This is a genomic window from Bradyrhizobium sp. Ses1, from assembly GCF_059512365.1.
In genome coordinates this window covers 85,070-102,724 of record NZ_JCAMOQ010000005.1, presented here as the reverse complement: position 1 = coordinate 102,724, position 17,655 = coordinate 85,070, and the positions used below count along the sequence as shown (strand labels likewise).

17 protein-coding genes are annotated in these 17,655 nt (G+C 63.8%); all 17 read right to left on the bottom strand.

The genetic code is table 11. The annotated features are described in order from the left end of the window. Nucleotides 1–21: 21 nt before the first annotated feature. The 17 genes from AC5ZG5_RS08815 to AC5ZG5_RS08735 are packed head-to-tail and all read right to left on the bottom strand — an operon-like array spanning nt 22 to nt 17,644. Entirely contained in the window at nt 22–1,692 is a 1,671-nt protein-coding gene (locus tag AC5ZG5_RS08815) for a ribonuclease J (RefSeq protein WP_456642346.1), read from the bottom strand. Next, the gene (locus AC5ZG5_RS08810) at nt 1,692–2,504 is read right to left on the bottom strand and encodes a biotin--[acetyl-CoA-carboxylase] ligase (RefSeq protein WP_456642345.1); all 813 of its coding nucleotides are present in this window, start codon (nt 2,502–2,504) and stop codon (nt 1,692–1,694) included. The genes AC5ZG5_RS08815 and AC5ZG5_RS08810 overlap by 1 nt, the downstream gene beginning before the upstream one ends. Then, the gene (gene nuoN / locus AC5ZG5_RS08805) at nt 2,505–3,941 is read right to left on the bottom strand and encodes an NADH-quinone oxidoreductase subunit NuoN (protein ID WP_208822644.1); all 1,437 of its coding nucleotides are present in this window, start codon (nt 3,939–3,941) and stop codon (nt 2,505–2,507) included. Between the two features lie 11 nt (nt 3,942–3,952). Further along, entirely contained in the window at nt 3,953–5,464 is a 1,512-nt protein-coding gene (locus AC5ZG5_RS08800; RefSeq protein WP_028162791.1) for an NADH-quinone oxidoreductase subunit M, read from the bottom strand. Next, entirely contained in the window at nt 5,464–7,533 is a 2,070-nt protein-coding gene (nuoL, locus tag AC5ZG5_RS08795; RefSeq protein ID WP_456642344.1) for an NADH-quinone oxidoreductase subunit L, read from the bottom strand. The genes AC5ZG5_RS08800 and nuoL overlap by 1 nt, the downstream gene beginning before the upstream one ends. A gap of 7 nt (nt 7,534–7,540) precedes the next feature. Beyond that, nucleotides 7,541–7,849 (bottom strand): NADH-quinone oxidoreductase subunit NuoK, encoded by a 309-nt coding sequence (gene nuoK / locus AC5ZG5_RS08790; RefSeq protein ID WP_028162793.1) that lies wholly within the window; start codon nt 7,847–7,849, stop codon nt 7,541–7,543. Then, nucleotides 7,846–8,484 (bottom strand): NADH-quinone oxidoreductase subunit J, encoded by a 639-nt coding sequence (locus AC5ZG5_RS08785; protein WP_456642343.1) that lies wholly within the window; start codon nt 8,482–8,484, stop codon nt 7,846–7,848. The genes nuoK and AC5ZG5_RS08785 overlap by 4 nt, the downstream gene beginning before the upstream one ends. Before the next feature lie 59 nt (nt 8,485–8,543). Further along, nucleotides 8,544–9,032, bottom strand: coding sequence for an NADH-quinone oxidoreductase subunit NuoI (gene nuoI, locus AC5ZG5_RS08780; protein ID WP_027575308.1), 489 nt, complete (start codon nt 9,030–9,032; stop codon nt 8,544–8,546). A 7-nt stretch (nt 9,033–9,039) separates the two neighbouring features. Next, the gene (nuoH, locus tag AC5ZG5_RS08775; protein ID WP_456642342.1) at nt 9,040–10,110 is read right to left on the bottom strand and encodes an NADH-quinone oxidoreductase subunit NuoH; all 1,071 of its coding nucleotides are present in this window, start codon (nt 10,108–10,110) and stop codon (nt 9,040–9,042) included. A 10-nt stretch (nt 10,111–10,120) separates the two neighbouring features. Then, nucleotides 10,121–12,196: an NADH-quinone oxidoreductase subunit NuoG gene (gene nuoG, locus AC5ZG5_RS08770; protein WP_456642341.1), complete on the bottom strand. Its 2,076-nt coding sequence runs from the start codon at nt 12,194–12,196 to the stop codon at nt 10,121–10,123. A gap of 4 nt (nt 12,197–12,200) precedes the next feature. Then, nucleotides 12,201–12,689: a hypothetical protein gene (locus AC5ZG5_RS08765; RefSeq protein WP_130227009.1), complete on the bottom strand. Its 489-nt coding sequence runs from the start codon at nt 12,687–12,689 to the stop codon at nt 12,201–12,203. A gap of 5 nt (nt 12,690–12,694) precedes the next feature. Continuing rightward, entirely contained in the window at nt 12,695–14,020 is a 1,326-nt protein-coding gene (nuoF, locus tag AC5ZG5_RS08760; protein ID WP_130227010.1) for an NADH-quinone oxidoreductase subunit NuoF, read from the bottom strand. A gap of 19 nt (nt 14,021–14,039) precedes the next feature. Next, on the bottom strand, nt 14,040–14,204 hold the full coding sequence (locus tag AC5ZG5_RS08755; RefSeq protein WP_165420951.1) for a hypothetical protein: 165 nt from the start codon (nt 14,202–14,204) through the stop codon (nt 14,040–14,042). 41 nt (nt 14,205–14,245) lie between these two features. Continuing rightward, nucleotides 14,246–14,857, bottom strand: coding sequence for an NADH-quinone oxidoreductase subunit NuoE (nuoE, locus tag AC5ZG5_RS08750; protein WP_130227011.1), 612 nt, complete (start codon nt 14,855–14,857; stop codon nt 14,246–14,248). 11 nt (nt 14,858–14,868) lie between these two features. Then, nucleotides 14,869–15,828, bottom strand: a complete 960-nt coding sequence (locus tag AC5ZG5_RS08745) for an FkbM family methyltransferase (RefSeq protein WP_456642340.1) — start codon at nt 15,826–15,828, stop codon at nt 14,869–14,871. Continuing rightward, a complete protein-coding gene (locus AC5ZG5_RS08740; RefSeq protein WP_028162801.1) occupies nt 15,828–17,024 on the bottom strand; it encodes an NADH-quinone oxidoreductase subunit D in 1,197 nt (398 codons plus the stop codon). Before AC5ZG5_RS08740 ends, AC5ZG5_RS08745 begins: the two co-directional genes overlap by 1 nt. A 2-nt stretch (nt 17,025–17,026) precedes the next feature. Then, nucleotides 17,027–17,644: an NADH-quinone oxidoreductase subunit C gene (locus AC5ZG5_RS08735; protein WP_456642339.1), complete on the bottom strand. Its 618-nt coding sequence runs from the start codon at nt 17,642–17,644 to the stop codon at nt 17,027–17,029. Nucleotides 17,645–17,655: the final 11 nt, after the last annotated feature.

Below are 17,655 nucleotides of genomic sequence, written 5' to 3'. Positions count from 1 at the left end.
CGCCGCCGTGCCGAACCGGCGTCAGACCGTCAGCACGTGAACGACGCAAATCGGCTTTTTGCCCCAATGCTCGTTCACGGTCCCGCGCACTGCGCGGCGGACCGACTCCGCGACCGCATCCGGGTCGCGCCGGCGCGCCCGCGGCAGGCCTTCCACGGTCGATACCACCACATCGAACACGATCTCGTCGAGCGCCTCGCCTACGCTATTTTTCTCCGGCACGCCGACCAGGTCGACCTCCGGATCCTCGGCCAATTCCCCCTGTGCCGTCATGACGATCGCGACGAAGGCGCAGCCGGCAAATCCCAGCCGCCGCCGCTCGACCACGGCGCGCGACTTGGCGTCCTCCAGAATGATGCCATCCTTGTAGAGCCGCCCTGAGGGCACCTCGGCGATGATCCCGGGCTCGCCGGGCCCGAGCTTGACCAGGTCGCCATTGCGGCACTCGATCACTTTTGGCACGCCCGCAGCACGCGCAAGCTTGGCGTGCTCGTGCAAATGCAGCGCTTCACCATGTACCGGGATCAGAATCTGCGGCCGCACCCAGGACAGCAGGTCGCGCACCTCGTCGCGGCGCGGATGGCCGGAGACGTGGACCAGATGGTCGCGATCGGTGATGACCTCGATACCCTGCTCGACCAGATCGTTGATGATCGAGCCGACCGCCTTCTCATTGCCTGGAATGGTGCGAGAGGAGAAGATCACGCAATCGCCCTTGTTGAGCGTGATCTCAGGATGATCGTCCTTGGCGATCCGCGCCAGCGCCGCGCGCGGCTCGCCCTGGCTGCCGGTGCAGATCGCCAGCACCTTGTCAGCCGGGAAGTGGCCGTAGAGATCGGGCCCGCGGAAATTCTGCACGCCGTCGAGGTAGCCGGTCTCGCGCGCGACCTGGACCACGCGGTCCATGGCGCGGCCGACCACCACGACCTCGCGGTCCGCTATCCGCGCCGCATCGGCCACCGCCCTGATGCGTGCGACGTTGGAAGCAAAGGTCGTCACCGCGACGCGGCCCTTCGCGCTCTTGACCAGCCCGGCGATGGTCTTCGACACCTCGGCTTCCGAGGGCGAACGCCCGTCGCGTACCGCGTTGGTGGAATCGCCGACCAGCGCCAGCACGCCGGCGTCGCCAAGCTCGCGCAAGCGTTTTTCATCGGTCGGCGGCCCGACGGTCGGCGTCTGGTCGAGCTTCCAGTCGCCGGTGTGCAGGACGGTGCCGACCTCGGTGTGGATCGCGAGCGCATGCGACTCAGGGATTGAATGCGCGACCGGGATGAATTCGACGTTGAACGGGCCGATATCGACGCGCCCGCCCGAGGGCACCACGGTGATCGGGATTTTCGGCGGGTTGCGCTCGGCGGCGCATTTGGCCTCGAACAGCGCCGCGCTGAACTTCGTCGCGTAGATCTTGCACTGCAGTTTCGGCCAGAGATCGATGATGGCGCCGAAGTGGTCCTCATGGGCGTGCGTCAGCACCAGGCCCATCAGGTTCTGTCGTTCCTTCTCCAGGAACGAGATGTCGGGCATGATCAGGTCGATGCCGGGCAGATGCTCCTCGTCACCGAAGGAGACGCCGAGATCGACCGCGAGCCAGGACCGTTGCTGGCGGTTGCCGAGCCCATAGATCGACAGGTTCATGCCGATCTCGCCGACGCCGCCGAGCGGCGCAAAGGTCAGTTCATCCGGCCGCGCCATCAGGCAGATCCTACTGAGGCCGCCGTACCGAAATAGACCTCGCCTGCGGTTACGGGGACGTGCTTGCCGTCGGGCAGCCGGATAATCATGCAACCTGTCTCATCGATGGTGTCGAACGTGCCTTCGAGAATAGCGTTCCCCGTCTGGACCGCCACATTCTCCCCCAGCCGGGCCGCACGCGCGAGCCAAAGCCTGCGGATTTCCGCAAAACCGCGGCCGTTGTCCCAGACGCCGCGGAATTCCACCCAGGCCTCCGAAAGCGCGGTAAACAGCTCCTCGGCGCCGACATGGATGCCAAGAGCGGCCAGCGAGGTCGCGGGCGTCGGCGTGCCCTCCGGCGCCCCTACGACATTGGTGCCGATGCCGACCACGACGGCAAGGCGGCCGCCCGCGACGATCTCGGCCTCGAGCAGGATGCCGGCGAGCTTCTTGTTCCCGGCCAGCACGTCGTTCGGCCATTTCAGGGAGAACTTCAGCGCATCCGTCCCGCCCAGACGCAGCGCCGCCTCGACGCTGATCTTTTGCAGCGCAGCCTCCAGCGACAGCCCCGCGGCAAAGCCGAGCGTCGCCGCGACCGCGGGCGCGACGTCCATGACCTCAAGGATGCTGCTGGCGAGATTGCCGCGTGGGGCGATCCAGGTCCGCTGCCGTCGGCCGCGCCCCGCCGTCTGCTCAGTCGTCACGAACCACATCGGTCCGCGCTCGCCTTCACGGGCGCGGACCAGAGCCTCCGCATTCGTCGAGCCGACCTGGTCAAAGGCGGCTAGCCTGTAGCCGGCGGAAGTGGCGCGATGACCAAGCGTAAACGGCATCTAGAAAAGTGACTTCGCCGCGGCGGTCGCAACGCTGACCAGCGGTCCTGGATAAGCGAAGAAGAAGATGTTGAAGAGGCCCGCGACCGCCAGCACCCCGCGCAATTCGATCCGGACCGGATCGAGCTTGCCCACCGGCTCGTCGAAATACATCGTCTTGATGATGGCGAGATAGTAGTAGGCGCCCACCACGCTGGTCAGCACGCCGATCACGGCGAGTGTGAACAGGTTGGCCTTGATCGCCGCGACGAAGACGTACCACTTGGCGAAGAAGCCCGCGAGTGGCGGAATGCCGGCGAGCGAGAAGAGGAGCATCGCGAAGAAGAAGGCGAGCAGCGGATTGGTGCGCGAGAGGCCTGCGAAATCGCTGATCTGCTCGACATGCTGTCCGTTGCGCTTCATCGCGAGGATGATTGCGAATGAGCCGAGCGTCATCGCGACATAGATCGCGACGTACATCAGCACGCCCTGCGCGCCTTCCACCGTGCCGGCGGCGAGCCCGACCAGCGCAAAGCCCATGTGGCCGATCGAGGAATAGGCCATCAGGCGCTTGATGTTCTTCTGCCCGATCGCAGCGAATGAGCCGAGCGCCATCGAGGCGATGGAGACGAAGACGAGGATCTGCTGCCACTGCGGCACGATGCCGGGGAATGCGGTCAGCGTCGCACGGGTGAACACTGCCATCGCCGCGACCTTCGGCGCGGAAGCGAAGAACGCCGTGACCGGCGTCGGCGCGCCCTCGTAGACGTCGGGCGTCCACATGTGGAACGGCACTGCCGAGACCTTGAAGCAGAGGCCGGCGAGCAGGAACACCAGCCCGAACACGATGCCGGGTGTGCCGGTCGTCGCAGCCGCCGCGATGCCAGCGAAGTTGACGGTGCCGGTGAAGCCATAGATCAGCGAGGCGCCATAGAGCAGCATGCCCGAGGACAGCGCGCCCAGCACAAAATACTTGAGTCCGGCTTCGGTCGACTTGGCGTTGTCGCGGTGGCTGGCGGCGACGACGTAGAGCGCAAGGCTCATCAGCTCGAGCCCGAGATAGAGCGCAATCAGGTCGCCCGCTGAGATCAGCACCATCATGCCGAGCGTCGAGAGCAGCACCAGGATCGAATATTCGAAGATGCGACGCGACGGGTCGGACAGGAATTCCGTCGACAGGATCAGCGTTGCCGCCGAGCCGATCAGCGCGAGGATCTTCAGGAAGCGGGCAAAGTCGTCGACGATGAAGCTGCCGCCGAAGGTGACGAGCTTGCCGGACGGCAGCATCAGTATGAGCACGCCGGTGAGGATGAGCAGCAACGTCGCAAGCGTGGTCACGAGCCGCGTCGTCCCCTGCCCGCGATAGGCCCCGATCATCAACAGCACCATCGAGCCGACCGCGAGCACGAGCTCGGGCAGCACCGGCTGCAACTGATAACCTGCACTCGAGAAGCTCATGGGTTAAGGCCTTACTGGAGCAGCGCGGCTGCCTTCACGGCAGTCACGGCGGTGTTGTAATTATTGACGAGCTGCTGGACCGATGCTTCGGACATGTCGAGCACCGGCTTCGGATAGACGCCGAACAGGATGGTCAGCGCCACCAGCGGGAACAGGATCAGGCATTCGCGCGCCGTCAGATCCTTGATGCTCATCAAGGACGGCTTGACCAGCGCGCCGAACACCACCTTGCGATAGAGCCACAACGCGTAGGCCGCGGACAGGATCACGCCGGTGGTGGCAAGCACCGTGGTCGGCAGCGACACCTTGAACGTGCCGAGCAGCGTCATGAATTCGCCGATGAACCCGCTGGTCCCGGGCAGGCCGACATTGGCCATGGTGAAGACCATGAACACCAGCGCATAGAGCGGCATCCGGTTCACCAGGCCGCCATAGGCGGCGATCTCGCGGGTATGCATGCGATCGTAGACGATGCCGACGCAGAGGAACAGCGCGCCGGAGACGATGCCGTGGGAGATCATCTGGAACACGCCGCCGGCGACACCCTGCATGGTCCCGGCGAAAACGCCCATGGTGACGAAGCCCATATGGGCGACGGACGAATAGGCGATCAGCTTCTTGATGTCCTCCTGCATCAGGGCCACCAGCGAGGTGTAGATGATGGCGATGACGGACAGCGCGAAGACCAGCGGCGCGAAGTCGTGCGACGCCAGCGGGAACATCGGCAGCGAGAAGCGCAGGAAGCCGTAGCCGCCCATCTTCAAGAGGATTGCGGCTAGGATCACCGACCCCGCGGTCGGCGCTTCGACGTGGGCGTCAGGCAGCCAGGTGTGCACCGGCCACATCGGCATCTTCACCGCGAAGGAGGCAAAGAACGCGAGCCACGCCCACTTCTGCAGGTTGTACGGCACGGCGGTGTGCATCAGGGTCGGAATGTCGGTCGTACCCGCGTTCCAGTACAGCGCCATGATGGCAAGCAGCATCAGCACCGAGCCGAGCAGCGTGTAGAGGAAGAACTTGAAGGAGGCATAGACCCGGCGCGGCCCGCCCCAGACGCCGATGATCAGGAACATCGGGATCAGGCCGCCTTCGAAGAACAGGTAGAACAGCACGAGGTCGAGCGCCGAGAAGGTGCCGACCATCAGCGTTTCCAGGATCAGAAACGCCATCATGTATTCGCTCACGCGCTGCGTGACCGATTTCCAGCTCGCTATGATGCAGAACGGCATGACTGCGGTGGTCAGGATCAGCAACGGCAGCGAGATGCCATCGACGCCCATGTGATAGTTGATGCCGGTGGCGAGCCACGACGCCTTCTCGACGAACTGGAAGTCGGCGTTCGCCGGATCGAACCGCACCACCAGGATCAGCGAAATCAGGAAGGTGATCAGCGTGGTCCAGAACGAAATCCAGCGGGCGTTGCGGTTCGCGGCTTCGTCCCCGCCCCGCGCGAGCAGATAGACCAGAAGCGCGCCGAGCGCCGGCAGGAAGGTAACTACGGAAAGGATGGGCCAGGTCGTCATCACTGGCCTCCCAGGCCGAACATGAACCAGGTGATCAGGCCGGCAGCCCCGATCAGCATGGCGAAAGCGTAGTGGTAGAGATAGCCGGTCTGGATCTTCACAGCATTACGGGCGACATCGAGCACACGCGCCGACACGCCATCCGGCCCGAAGCCGTCGATGATGGCGCCGTCACCCTTCTTCCAGAGCGTGTAACCGATCCACTTGGCGGGCCGCACGAAGATCAGATCGTACAGCTCGTCGAAATACCACTTGTTGAGCAGGAACTGGTAGAGCATCGGCTGCTGCTTGGCGAGCTCAACCGGCAGATAGGGCCGGCTGATGTAGAAGAGATACGCGATCAGGAAGCCCAGCACCATCATAACCGTCGGCAGGAAGGCGATGCTCTCAGGGATGTGGTGCATTTCCTCGATGATATGCGGGTTCATCTTCACGGATTCGCGGAAGAACTCCTCGATGCCGTGACCCGCGAACAATTCCTTGAACGGGAAACCGGCGAGGAAGGAGCCGACCGCGAGCACGCCGATCGGGATCAGCATCCAGATCGGGCTCTCATGTGCAGCCTCGTAGTGCTCCTCGTCGTGCGGCGTGCCGTGGAAGGTCTTGAAGATCAGGCGCCAGGAATAGAACGAGGTCAGGAGGGCAGCGAACACCGTCAGCAGGAAGCCGTAGAACGCGAACGGATTATGCGAGGCATAGGCCGACTCGATGATCGCGTCCTTGGAGAAGTAGCCGGCGGTCAGCGGGAAGCCCGTCAGCGCGAGCGTGCCGACCACCATCACCGCGTAGGTATAGGGGATCTTGCGCCACAGCCCGCCCATGTTGCGGATGTCCTGCTCGTGATGCATCGCGTAGATCACCGAGCCGGAACCCAAGAACAGCAACGCCTTGAAGAAGGCATGGGTGAACAGATGGAACATGCCGACCGAATAGGCCCCCGCTCCCATCGCCACGAACATGTAGCCGAGCTGGGAACAGGTCGAATAAGCGACGATGCGCTTGATGTCGTTCTGTACCAGGCCGATGGTCGCGGCAAAGAACGCGGTGGTCGCACCGAAGAACATCACCACGGCCTGCGCGTTCGGCGCCAGCTCAAACAGCGGCGACAGCCGCGCCACCATGAAGACGCCGGCGGTCACCATGGTCGCGGCATGGATCAGCGCCGAGACCGGCGTCGGGCCTTCCATCGCGTCCGGCAACCAGGTGTGCAGCAGGAACTGCGCCGATTTGCCCATCGCGCCCATGAACAGCAGGACGCAGGTGAGCGTCAGCGCATCGACATGCCAGCCGAAGAAATTGATGGTTTTGCCGGTCAGGCCCCCGGCGCCGCCGAAGATGGTGTCGAAATCGGTCGAGCCGATCAGCGCGAAGATCGAGAAGATGCCGAGCAAGAAGCCGAAATCGCCGATACGGTTGACGACGAACGCCTTGATCGCGGCGGCATTTGCTGTCGGTTTCTGATACCAGAAGCCAATCAACAGGTAGCTCGCCAGGCCCACGCCTTCCCAGCCGAAGAACATCTGCACCAGATTGTCCGCGGTCACCAGCATCAGCATCGCGAAGGTGAACAGCGACAAATAGGCGAAGAAGCGCGGCCGGTTCGGGTCCTCGTCCATGTAGCCGATGGAGTAGAGGTGCACGAGCGAGGACACGGTGTTGACGACGACCAGCATCACCGCAGTCAGCGTGTCGATCCGTAGCGCCCAGGAGACCTGCAGGTCGCCGGAAGTGATCCAGGGAAACAGCGGGACGCGGGCGTCGTGGTGCAGGAAGCCGACGTCGACCAGCGCGAACCAGGACAACGCCGCGGAGACGAACAACAGCCCGGTCGTGATCAACTCGGCCGCGCGTGAGCCGGCGGCCGGCGGCTCGCTCACGTGGTGGTCGTCGTGGCCATGATCGCCGTGGGCATGTTCATCGTGGGCCGTGGAGGCATGGGCATCGCCATGCGCATCGTCGTGATGTTCGACGGTGTCGCCGCTCGGGTTGCGCGCATGGGCGCCGACGATCGCGATGAGCCCTGCGAGAATGGCGCCCAGCAGCGGCAGGAAGACGATTGCCTGGTACATCGGCGCGTTAGCCCTTCATCAGATTGACGTCTTCAACCGCGATCGAACCGCGGTTGCGGAAATAGACCACCAGGACGGCAAGCCCGATCGCGGCTTCCGCGGCCGCCACCGTGAGCACCAGCAGCGCGAACACCTGGCCGACGATGTCGCCGAGGAAGGTCGAGAACGCCACCAGGTTGATGTTGACCGAAAGCAGGATCAATTCGATCGACATCAGGATGACGATGATGTTCTTGCGGTTCAGGAAGATGCCGAGGATCCCGAGCGTGAACAGGATCGCGCCAACCGAAAGATAGTGTCCGAGCCCGATCGTCATTTCACCCACTCCGCCGCATCGGCTTCCTGCAGCCCCTGCCCCGACGTCACCTTGCGCAGCGCCATCGCCATTTCGGGCGTGCGCGCGTTCTGCACGGTGATGTTCTGCCGCTTGACGTTGGCCTTGTGGCGCAGCGTCAGCACGATGGCGCCGATCATCGCGACCAGCAGCACGAGCCCCGCGATCTGGAAGTAGAAGATGTACTTCGTGTAGAGCACAAGCCCGAGCGCCTCGGTATTGGAGACGTTGGTCGGGATCGCCGCGGTGATCGTCTTGGTGACGGCGGGATTGATCACCCAGGCGCCGGCTATCAAGAGAAGCTCGAACAGGAAGATGCCGCCGATCACAAGGCCGACCGGCAGGTATTCGAGGAAGCCCTCGCGAAGCTCGGTAAAATCGACGTCGAGCATCATGATCACGAACAGGAACAGCACCGCGACCGCGCCGACATAGACGACGATCAGGATCATCGCCAGGAACTCGGCGCCCATCAGCACGAACAGGCCCGAGGCGTTGACGAAGGCCAGGATCAGATACAGCACCGAGTGGACGGGGTTGCGCGACACAACCACCATCACCGCCGACGCCACGCAGACCGCGGCAAACAGGTAGAAGAACAGTGCGGGAAGGATCATCGGCGAGCCTCCGCGCCCCGGAATGACGTGGGAATGTTCTGAAGGATCATGCCCTCACCTCAGCGGTATGGCGCGTCGAGCTCGATCGCCTTTGCGATCTCGCGCTCCCAGCGGTCGCCATTGGCGAGCAGCTTGGCCTTGTCATAGTAGAGTTCCTCGCGAGTCTCGGTCGCGAATTCGAAATTCGGTCCTTCGACGATCGCATCGACCGGGCAGGCCTCCTGGCACAGGCCGCAATAGATGCACTTCACCATGTCGATGTCGTAGCGCACGGTGCGGCGAGTGCCGTCGTTGCGGCGCGGCCCAGCCTCGATCGTGATCGCCTGGGCCGGGCAGATCGCCTCGCACAGCTTGCAGGCAATGCAGCGCTCCTCGCCGTTCGGGTAGCGGCGCAGCGCATGCTCGCCGCGAAAGCGGGGCGAGATCGGGTTCTTCTCGAAGGGATAGTTGATGGTCGGCTTCGGCTGGAAGAAATAGCGCATGGCGAGGAAGAACGCCGAGACGAATTCCGAGAGCAGAAGCGAGCGGGCTGTTGCGTTGATATTCATGACGGCCTCACTTCGGCGCGATGCCGGCGAACTGCAGCACAGCGGCAACGACCACCACCATCACCAGCGACAGCGGCAGGAACACCTTCCAGCCAAGTCGCATCAGTTGATCGTAGCGGTAGCGCGGCACGATCGCCTTCGCCATCGCGAACAGGAAGAACATGAAGAAGACTTTCAGCGCGAACCAGATCACGCCGGGGATCCAGGTGAACGGCGGCAGCGCCACCGGCGGCAGCCAGCCGCCGAGGAACAGGATCGTCGCCAGCGCGCACATCGTGGTGATCGCGACATACTCGCCAAGCATGAACAGAAGATACGGCGTCGAGCCGTATTCGACCATGAAGCCCGCGACCAGTTCGGATTCCGCTTCCACGAGGTCGAACGGCGGGCGGTTGGTTTCCGCCAGCGACGAGACGTAGAACACCACGAACATCGGCAACAGCGGCCACACATACCAGTTCAGGATGGTGAGCTGCGGCAGGCCGATCAGGTGGGCCAGCCCGCGGGTGTTCTGCGCTTCGACCACCGCGGAGAGATTGAGCGAACCGGCGCAGAGCAGCACGGTGATGATCACGAAGCCGATCGAGACTTCATAGGACACCATCTGCGCCGCCGAGCGGAGCGCGGCCAGGAACGGGTATTTCGAGTTCGACGACCAGCCGGCCATGATGATGCCGTAGATCGACAGCGAGGAGATCGCGAAGATGTAGAGCACGCCGACATTGATGTCGGAGATCACCCAGCCGAAATTCATCGGGATCACCGCCCAGGCGGCAAGCGCGAGGACGCAGGACACCAGCGGCGCCAGCAGGAACACGCCCTTGTTGGCGCTTGCCGGGATCGTCGGCTCCTTCAGCACGAACTTCAGGAGATCGGCGAAGGATTGCAGCAATCCCCAGGGTCCGACCACGTTGGGGCCGCGGCGGATCTGCACCGCCGCCCAGATCTTGCGGTCGGCGAGCAGGATGTAGGCGATCGCGATCAGGAGCACGACGAGCAGGAGCACGCTCTGGGCCAGCATGATGATCAGCGGCCACAGGAAGCCAGTCCAGAACGAGCTTGCGAAGAAATCAGCCATCAGGTCACGCTCACTCCGCTGCCGTCAGCATCCGCGCCGAGGCCAGGCGCGAACACTCCGCCATCACGGCGGACGCCCGGGCGATCGGGTTGGTCAGGTAAAAGTCCTCGACCGGACTCTGGAACACCGCCTTGTCGGCGCTTCCGCCCTTCGACGCAAGCGCCTTGATATCGTCGGCCTTGCCCGGTTCGATCTGGTCGATCCGCATCAGATGCGGCACCGCCTTGAACAGCGCCTGGCGCAAGGCAGCCAGCGAATCGTAAGGCAGCTTCTTGCCCAGCACGTCCGAGAGGGCGCGGATGATGGCCCAGTCCTCGCGCGCTTCCCCGGGCGGGAACGCGGCGCGGGCGGCCATCTGTGCCCTGCCCTCGGTGTTGACGTAGATGCCGGACTTCTCGGTGTAGGCCGCGCCCGGCAGGATCACGTCGGCGCGGTGCGCGCCGCGGTCGCCATGGGTGCCGATATAGACAACGAACGTCCCGTCCGGCACCTTGATCTCGTCGGCGCCGAGCAGGAACAGCACGTCGAGCGTGCCAGGGGTCGTCATCTGCGTCGCATTGAGGCCGCCGGCGCCGCCCGAAAAGCCGACGTCGAGGGCACCGACCCGGGAGGCGGTATCGTGCAGCACGCCGAACCCGTTCCAGTCGTCCTTCAGCGCGCCGAAATCGACCGCGAGCTTCGCCGCCTGCGCCAGCACCGCCGCGCCGTCCTGGCGCGCGAACGCGCCGGCGCCCACCAGCACGATCGGGTTCTTGGCATTCTTGAGCACGTCGGCGAAGGAATGCTTGCCGGCTGCGAGACCTGCAAGCGTCTCCGGTCCGGCGCCAAGATAGTCGTAGTCGTAGGTCAGGTCCGCCTTGGCGCCGATCACGCCGATCTTGAGTTGGCCGGTCCGCCAGCGCTTGCGGATACGCGCGTTGATGATCGCGGCTTCCTTGCGCGGGGTTGAGCCGATGATCAGGAGCGCGTCCGCCCGCTCGATGCCTGCAATCGTCGGATTGAAGATGTAGCTGCCGCGGCCCGCCTTCGGATCGAAGGCATCGCCACCCTGCACGGCAAGGTTGGACGAGCCGTATTTCGCCAGCAGCTCCTTCAGCGCGAACATCTCTTCGACCGCGGCAACGTCGCCGGCGATGGCGCCGATCCGCTTGCCGTCGATGCGGCCGGCCTTGGCCGCAATCGCTGCGAAGGCTTCCTGCCACGAGGCCGGGCGGAGCTTGCCGTTCTCGCGGATATAGGGCCGGTCGAGCCGCTGGGTACGCAGGCCGTCGACGATGTGGCGGGTCTTGTCGGAGATCCACTCCTCGTTCACGGCCTCGTTGATGCGCGGCAGGATCCGCATCACCTCGCGGCCGCGGGTATCGACCCGGATCGCCGAGCCGACGCCATCCATCACGTCGATCGACTGCGTCTTGCCGAGCTCCCAGGGCCGCGCCACGAAGGCGTAGGGTTTGGAGGTCAGCGCGCCCACCGGGCAGATGTCGACCAGATTGCCCTGCAGTTCCGAACTCAGCGCCTGCTCCAGATAGGTCGTGATCTCCATGTCCTCGCCGCGGCCGGTCGCCCCCATTTCCGGGGCGCCCGCCACTTCCGCGGAGAACCGGACGCAGCGCGTGCACTGGATGCAGCGGTTCATCGAGGTCTTGACCAGCGCGCCCAGATATTTGTCCTCGACCGCGCGCTTGTTCTCGGCGAAGCGGCTGGTGTCGACACCATAGCCCATCGCCTGGTCCTGCAGGTCGCATTCGCCGCCCTGGTCGCAGATCGGGCAGTCCAGCGGATGGTTGATCAGCAGGAACTCCATGACGCCTTCGCGCGCCTTCTTCACCATCGGCGAGCGGGTGGAGATTTCCGGCGGCTCGCCCTTGGGGCCCGGACGGCAGTCGCGCACGCCCCAGGCGCAGCTTGCGACCGGCTTCGGGCCGCCCTTCACTTCGACGAGGCACATCCGGCAGTTGCCGGCGATCGACAGCCGCTCATGGTAGCAGAAGCGCGGGATTTCGGCGCCGGCGGCCTCGCACGCCTGCAGCAGCGTGTATTCCGGCGGCACATCGATCTCTTTGCCATCGATGATCAGTTTGGTCATTTCTTTACGTCTTTCCCAGCTTGCAGTCGGGCGGCACGACGCTGGCGGTTTTCAGTGAAGCCTTCACCCATTGCTGGGTGTCGGCGCTGTAGGTCGCGAGATAGGCCGGCTCGGCGGCGACCTTGGCGCAGAGGAACGGCAGATGCGGCCTCAAATCGTAGTCGCAGGAAGCCGCCCATTCGCGCCGATTGGCAAACGCCGACATCGCCTCCTCGCAGGCATAGAGGAAGTACGAGACGAAGCTCTCGTACTGCACCTGGTCCTCCTGGCTCCCCGCCTTGATCCGCTCATAATCCGGCTGCGCATATTTCGGGTTCTTGAAGGCAAGATCGGTGTAGCCAAGAAACGCCTGGCGCGCGCTGGAGGCGCGATTGCCGGTGCGCAGCTCGTTGATCTGGAACAGGATCGCAACAAAGCCGAGCAGCGCCACGGCCGCCTGCGCCATCTGCGCCAGCGTCCCGTATCTCTGCCACCAGAAGCTCGGTTGCGACATTACCATCACTCCGCCGCCACCATGTGCGCGGGATCGAGCACGCCGACATCATCAATGTCAGCCTTGTGCGAATATTGGTCGATGCGCGCTTCGATCTCATGACGGAAGTGCGCGATCAGGCCCTGGATCGGCCAGGCCGCGGCATCGCCAAGCGCGCAGATCGTGTGACCCTCGACCTGTTTCGTCACCTCGAGCAGCATGTCGATCTCGCGCTTGTGCGCGCGCCCCTCGGCCATGCGGGTCAGCACGCGCCACATCCAGCCCGTACCTTCTCGGCACGGCGTGCACTGGCCGCAGCTCTCGTGCTTGTAGAAATAGGAGATGCGCGCGATCGCCCGGATCAGGTCGGTCGACTTGTCCATCACGATCACGGCCGCGGTGCCGAGGCCCGAGCGCAATTTGCTCAAGGAGTCGAAATCCATCGGCGTGTCGATGATCTGCTCGGCCGGCACCATGCGCACCGAGGAACCGCCGGGGATCACCGCTTTCAGATTGTCCCAGCCGCCGCGGATGCCGCCGCAATGCTTTTCGATCAGTTCGCGGAACGGAATCCCCATCGCCTCTTCGACGTTGCAGGGCCGCTCGACATGGCCGGAGACACAGAACAGCTTTGTCCCGACATTGTTGGGCCGGCCGATCCCGGCAAACCAGGCCGCGCCGCGGCGCAGGATGTCGGGAGCAACCGCGATCGACTCCACGTTGTTGACGGTGGTCGGGCAGCCGAACAGGCCGACATTGGCCGGGAACGGCGGCTTCAGCCGCGGCTGGCCCTTCTTGCCCTCGAGGCTTTCCAACAGCGCCGTCTCTTCGCCGCAGATATAGGCGCCGGCGCCATGGGCGACGTAGAGGTCGAACGGCCAGCCGTTGACGTTGTCCTTGCCGATCAGCCTGGCTTCATAGGCCTGATCGATCGCAGCCTGAAGATGCTCGCGCTCGCGGATGAATTCGCCGCGGACATAGATGTAGCAGGCATGCGCGTTCATCGCGAAGCTCGCGAGCAGGCAGCCTTCAATCAGGAGATGCGGATCGTGCCGCATGATCTCGCGATCCTTGCAGGTGCCCGGCTCGGACTCGTCGGCGTTGACCACGAGATAGCTCGGCCGGCCGTCGGTCGATTCCTTCGGCATGAACGACCATTTCAGGCCGGTCGGAAAACCAGCCCCGCCGCGGCCGCGCAGACCGGAGGCCTTCATCTCGGCGATGATCCAGTCGCGGCCCTTGTCGATGATCGCCTTGGTGCCGTCCCAGGCGCCGCGGCGGCGCGCGCCCTCGAGGCCCCAATCGTGGAGGCCGTAGAGGTTCTTGAAGATGCGGTCCTTGTCGTCGAGCATGCCTAGAACTTTCCAAACATCAACGATTGGCCTGGGCGTAAGCGAGCCCCGCAGCGCATCCGCCGAAGGTCAGCGCCCACAACAGGCTGGATTCGAGCGAGGCGTTCAGCCCATAGCGCTGCAGCAGGAAAATGAACGCGGCAGCGACTGCCGCGTGGAGAGCGATGTAACGCCAGTGTTTCATCGCGACCTCCCTTCCCGCCCGCTGCCATGCGAGACCAAGCCTCATGTGGTTTCCTTCAGCGTGGTCGGCCCGCCCGCTGGCGCCGAGAACTGACGGTCGACCTGCGGACCCGGCTTCGGCGGATTGCCCGAGGCGAAACCATCGAGCACTTTGCCGAAGCTCTCCTTGGTCAGGTCCTCGTAGGTATCCTTCCAGATCTGGACCATCGGCGCGTTCACGCAGGCGCCGAGGCACTCGACCTCTTCCCAACTGAAATTGCCGTCCTTCGACAATTCGAAGGGCTCGTGACTGATGCGATGCTGGCAAACTTCGATCAGGTCGCCGGCGCCACGCAGGCGGCAGGGCGTGGTGCCGCAGACCTGCACATGCGCCTTCTTGCCGACCGGCTGGAGCTGGAACATCGTGTAGAAGGTCGCGATCTCGAGCACGCGGATGTGGGGCATTTCGAGCATGTCGGCGACGGTGCGGATTGCGGCTTCAGAAACCCAGCCCTCGTTCTGCTCCTGCGCCCGCCACAGGATCGCGATCACAGCGGAGGCCTGACGTCCCGGCGGATACTTCGCGATCTGCTGCTTGGCGAAAGCGAGGTTCTCCTCCGTGAACGCAAAGCTCGCGGGCTGCAATTCCTTCGGGGCAAGACGACGGACCGACATTTCTTACTCTCTCATTGCATGCGGCGAACGGGCTTCGCATTCAGCGCGTTGATCCGGTCCTGCCAGAAGGCGCTTGCGGTGCCGAACACGTTGTAGCCGACATGGGTCGATACCTTGATGCGATCGAGGATCGATAGCTCGGTCACGGTTTCAAGGCGATTGGAGCTGGGATCGTAGACGATCAGCTTGAGCGGGGTCTGTTCGAGGATGTAGCGCGACACGGTGTGCTTGCGATCGCTGCCATGTTCCTCGCACAGCAGCACGCTGTCGCCCTGCATCAGCCGCAAGCCGCCCTTCATCGCCTCGATCTCGACGCCCTCGACGTCGAGCTTGATCAGATATTTTCCATCCAGCGCGATCTTGCCGTCGTCGAGCAGATTGTCGAGCGCGATCACGGGCACGTCCTCGCCGCCGGTCTGGTCGCCGGCGATGCTGAACGCCTCATGCTTGGTGCCGGAGAGCTTTCCCGTACCCCTGCCTGCGCCGATCGCGCATTTCATCGTCTCGAAGCGATTGCCGTTGATCGCGGCGTTGTTCGCAAGCTTGGGAAAATTCTGTCCCGACGGCTCGATCGCGATCGCCTTTTGCGAACCGAACGGCTTGCTCGAAACCAGCACCGACCAGTAGCCGTAATTGGCGCCGCAATCGATCAGCGTGTAGTCGACGTCGGCGGAATCCTTGAACAGCAGCTCGAGCTCATCCTCGTAATGGTAGGAGCGGTTGAGCAGCTTGCTCCAATAGCCGTCCCCATAGGGAAACTCGAACACCGCGTCCTCATTGAGCCGGATGGCGATGTTGCGCTCGGGCAGCGTCTTGCGCAGCAGGTTCGCGCAGGCGATGTAGCCCATGTGGGAAAAATGCGAGGAGATCTTCGAACCGGTCGACAGCGCCAGCGCAGCCGTCCGCTCCCACAGGTTGGCTCCTTCGAGAGCCCCTGAGGCGCGGTCAAACTGGATGGGCGGCTGCACCATCACCGATCGACCTCTCCGAACACGATGTCGAGCGAGCCGAGGATCGCCGAGACGTCGGCGAGCAGATGGCCCGTGCAGATGTGATCCATCGCCTGCAAATGGGCAAAGCCCGGCGCCCGGATCTTGCACTTGTAGGGCTTGTTGGTGCCGTCGGAGACGAGATAGACACCGAACTCGCCCTTGGGCGCTTCCACCGCGGCATAGACTTCGCCGGCCGGTACGTGCACGCCCTCGGTGTAGAGCTTGAAGTGATGGATCAGCGCTTCCATCGAGCGCTTCATCTCGCCGCGCCGCGGCGGCGCGATCTTGTTGTCCTCGACCACGACCGGCCCCTGCCCGTCGGGCGATTTCAGTTTCTGGATGCACTGCTTCATGATGCGCACCGACTGGCGCATCTCTTCCATCCGGATCAGGTAGCGGTCGTAGCAGTCGCCGTTCTTGCCGATCGGGATGTCGAAATCCATCTCGGCATAGCATTCATAGGGCTGCGACTTGCGCAGATCCCAGGCCGCGCCCGAGCCGCGCACCATCACGCCGGAAAAGCCCCACTCCCAGGCTTCCTTCAGCGACACCACGCCGATATCGACGTTGCGCTGCTTGAAGATGCGGTTACCGGTGAGCAGCGTGTCGAGGTCCGCGACCACTTTAAGGAACGGATCGCACCACGCCTCGATATCGTCGATCAGCTTCGGCGGCAGGTCCTGGTGAACACCGCCGACGCGGAAGAAGGCGGCATGCATGCGCGAGCCGGAGGCGCGCTCGTAGAACATCATCAGCTTTTCGCGTTCCTCAAACCCCCACAGCGGCGGGGTGAGCGCGCCGACGTCCATCGCCTGCGTGGTGACGTTGAGCAGATGCGACAGGATGCGGCCAATCTCGCAATAGAGCACGCGGATCAACTGCCCGCGCCGCGGCACCTCGATCCCCAGCAGCTTTTCCGCCGCGAGGCAGAAGGCATGCTCCTGGTTCATCGGCGCGACGTAATCGAGCCGGTCGAAATACGGGATCGCCTGCAGATAGGTCTTCTGCTCGATCAGCTTCTCGGTGCCGCGATGCAAGAGCCCGATATGCGGATCGACGCGCGCAACGACCTCGCCATCGAGTTCAAGCACCAAGCGCAGCACACCGTGCGCCGCCGGATGCTGCGGTCCAAAGTTGATGGTGAAGTTGCGCAGATTCTGCGGTTGCTCGTTCATGATCAGGCCTTCGGCTCCGCCTTCGCCTTCTCGTCTCCGGGCAGCGGATAATCCGCACCTTCCCAGGGCGAGAGGAAATCGAACTTGCGGAATTCCTGGTTGAGGCGCACCGGCTCGTACACCACCCGCTTCTCCTGGTCGTCGTAGCGGACCTCGACGAAGCCGGTGAGCGGAAAGTCCTTGCGCAGCGGGTGGCCGTCGAAGCCGTAATCGGTCAGCAGCCGGCGCATGTCAGGATGGCCGGTGAAGATCACGCCATAGAGGTCGTAGGTCTCGCGCTCGAACCAGTCGGAGCCAGGAAAGACCTCGATGATCGAGGGCACCTGCGTGTTCTCGTCGGCCTCCGCGCGCAGGCGGATCCGTGTGTTCAGCGTCGGTGACAGGAAGTGGTAGACGACGTCGAACCGCTTGTCCCGCTCGGGATAATCGACCGCGGTCACATCGGTGATGTTGACGAAACGGAGAGCCGGATCGTCGCGCAGGTGCCTGACGACGTCGACGATCTTCTCGGCGTCCACGTCAACCGTGAGCTGATTGAATGCAACCGAATGCGCCTTCGCAGCGCCGGGAAGCGCGCTAACGATCGTCTGCCCCAAGGCGTCAAGCTTGGCGTCGTCCATGACGTAATACC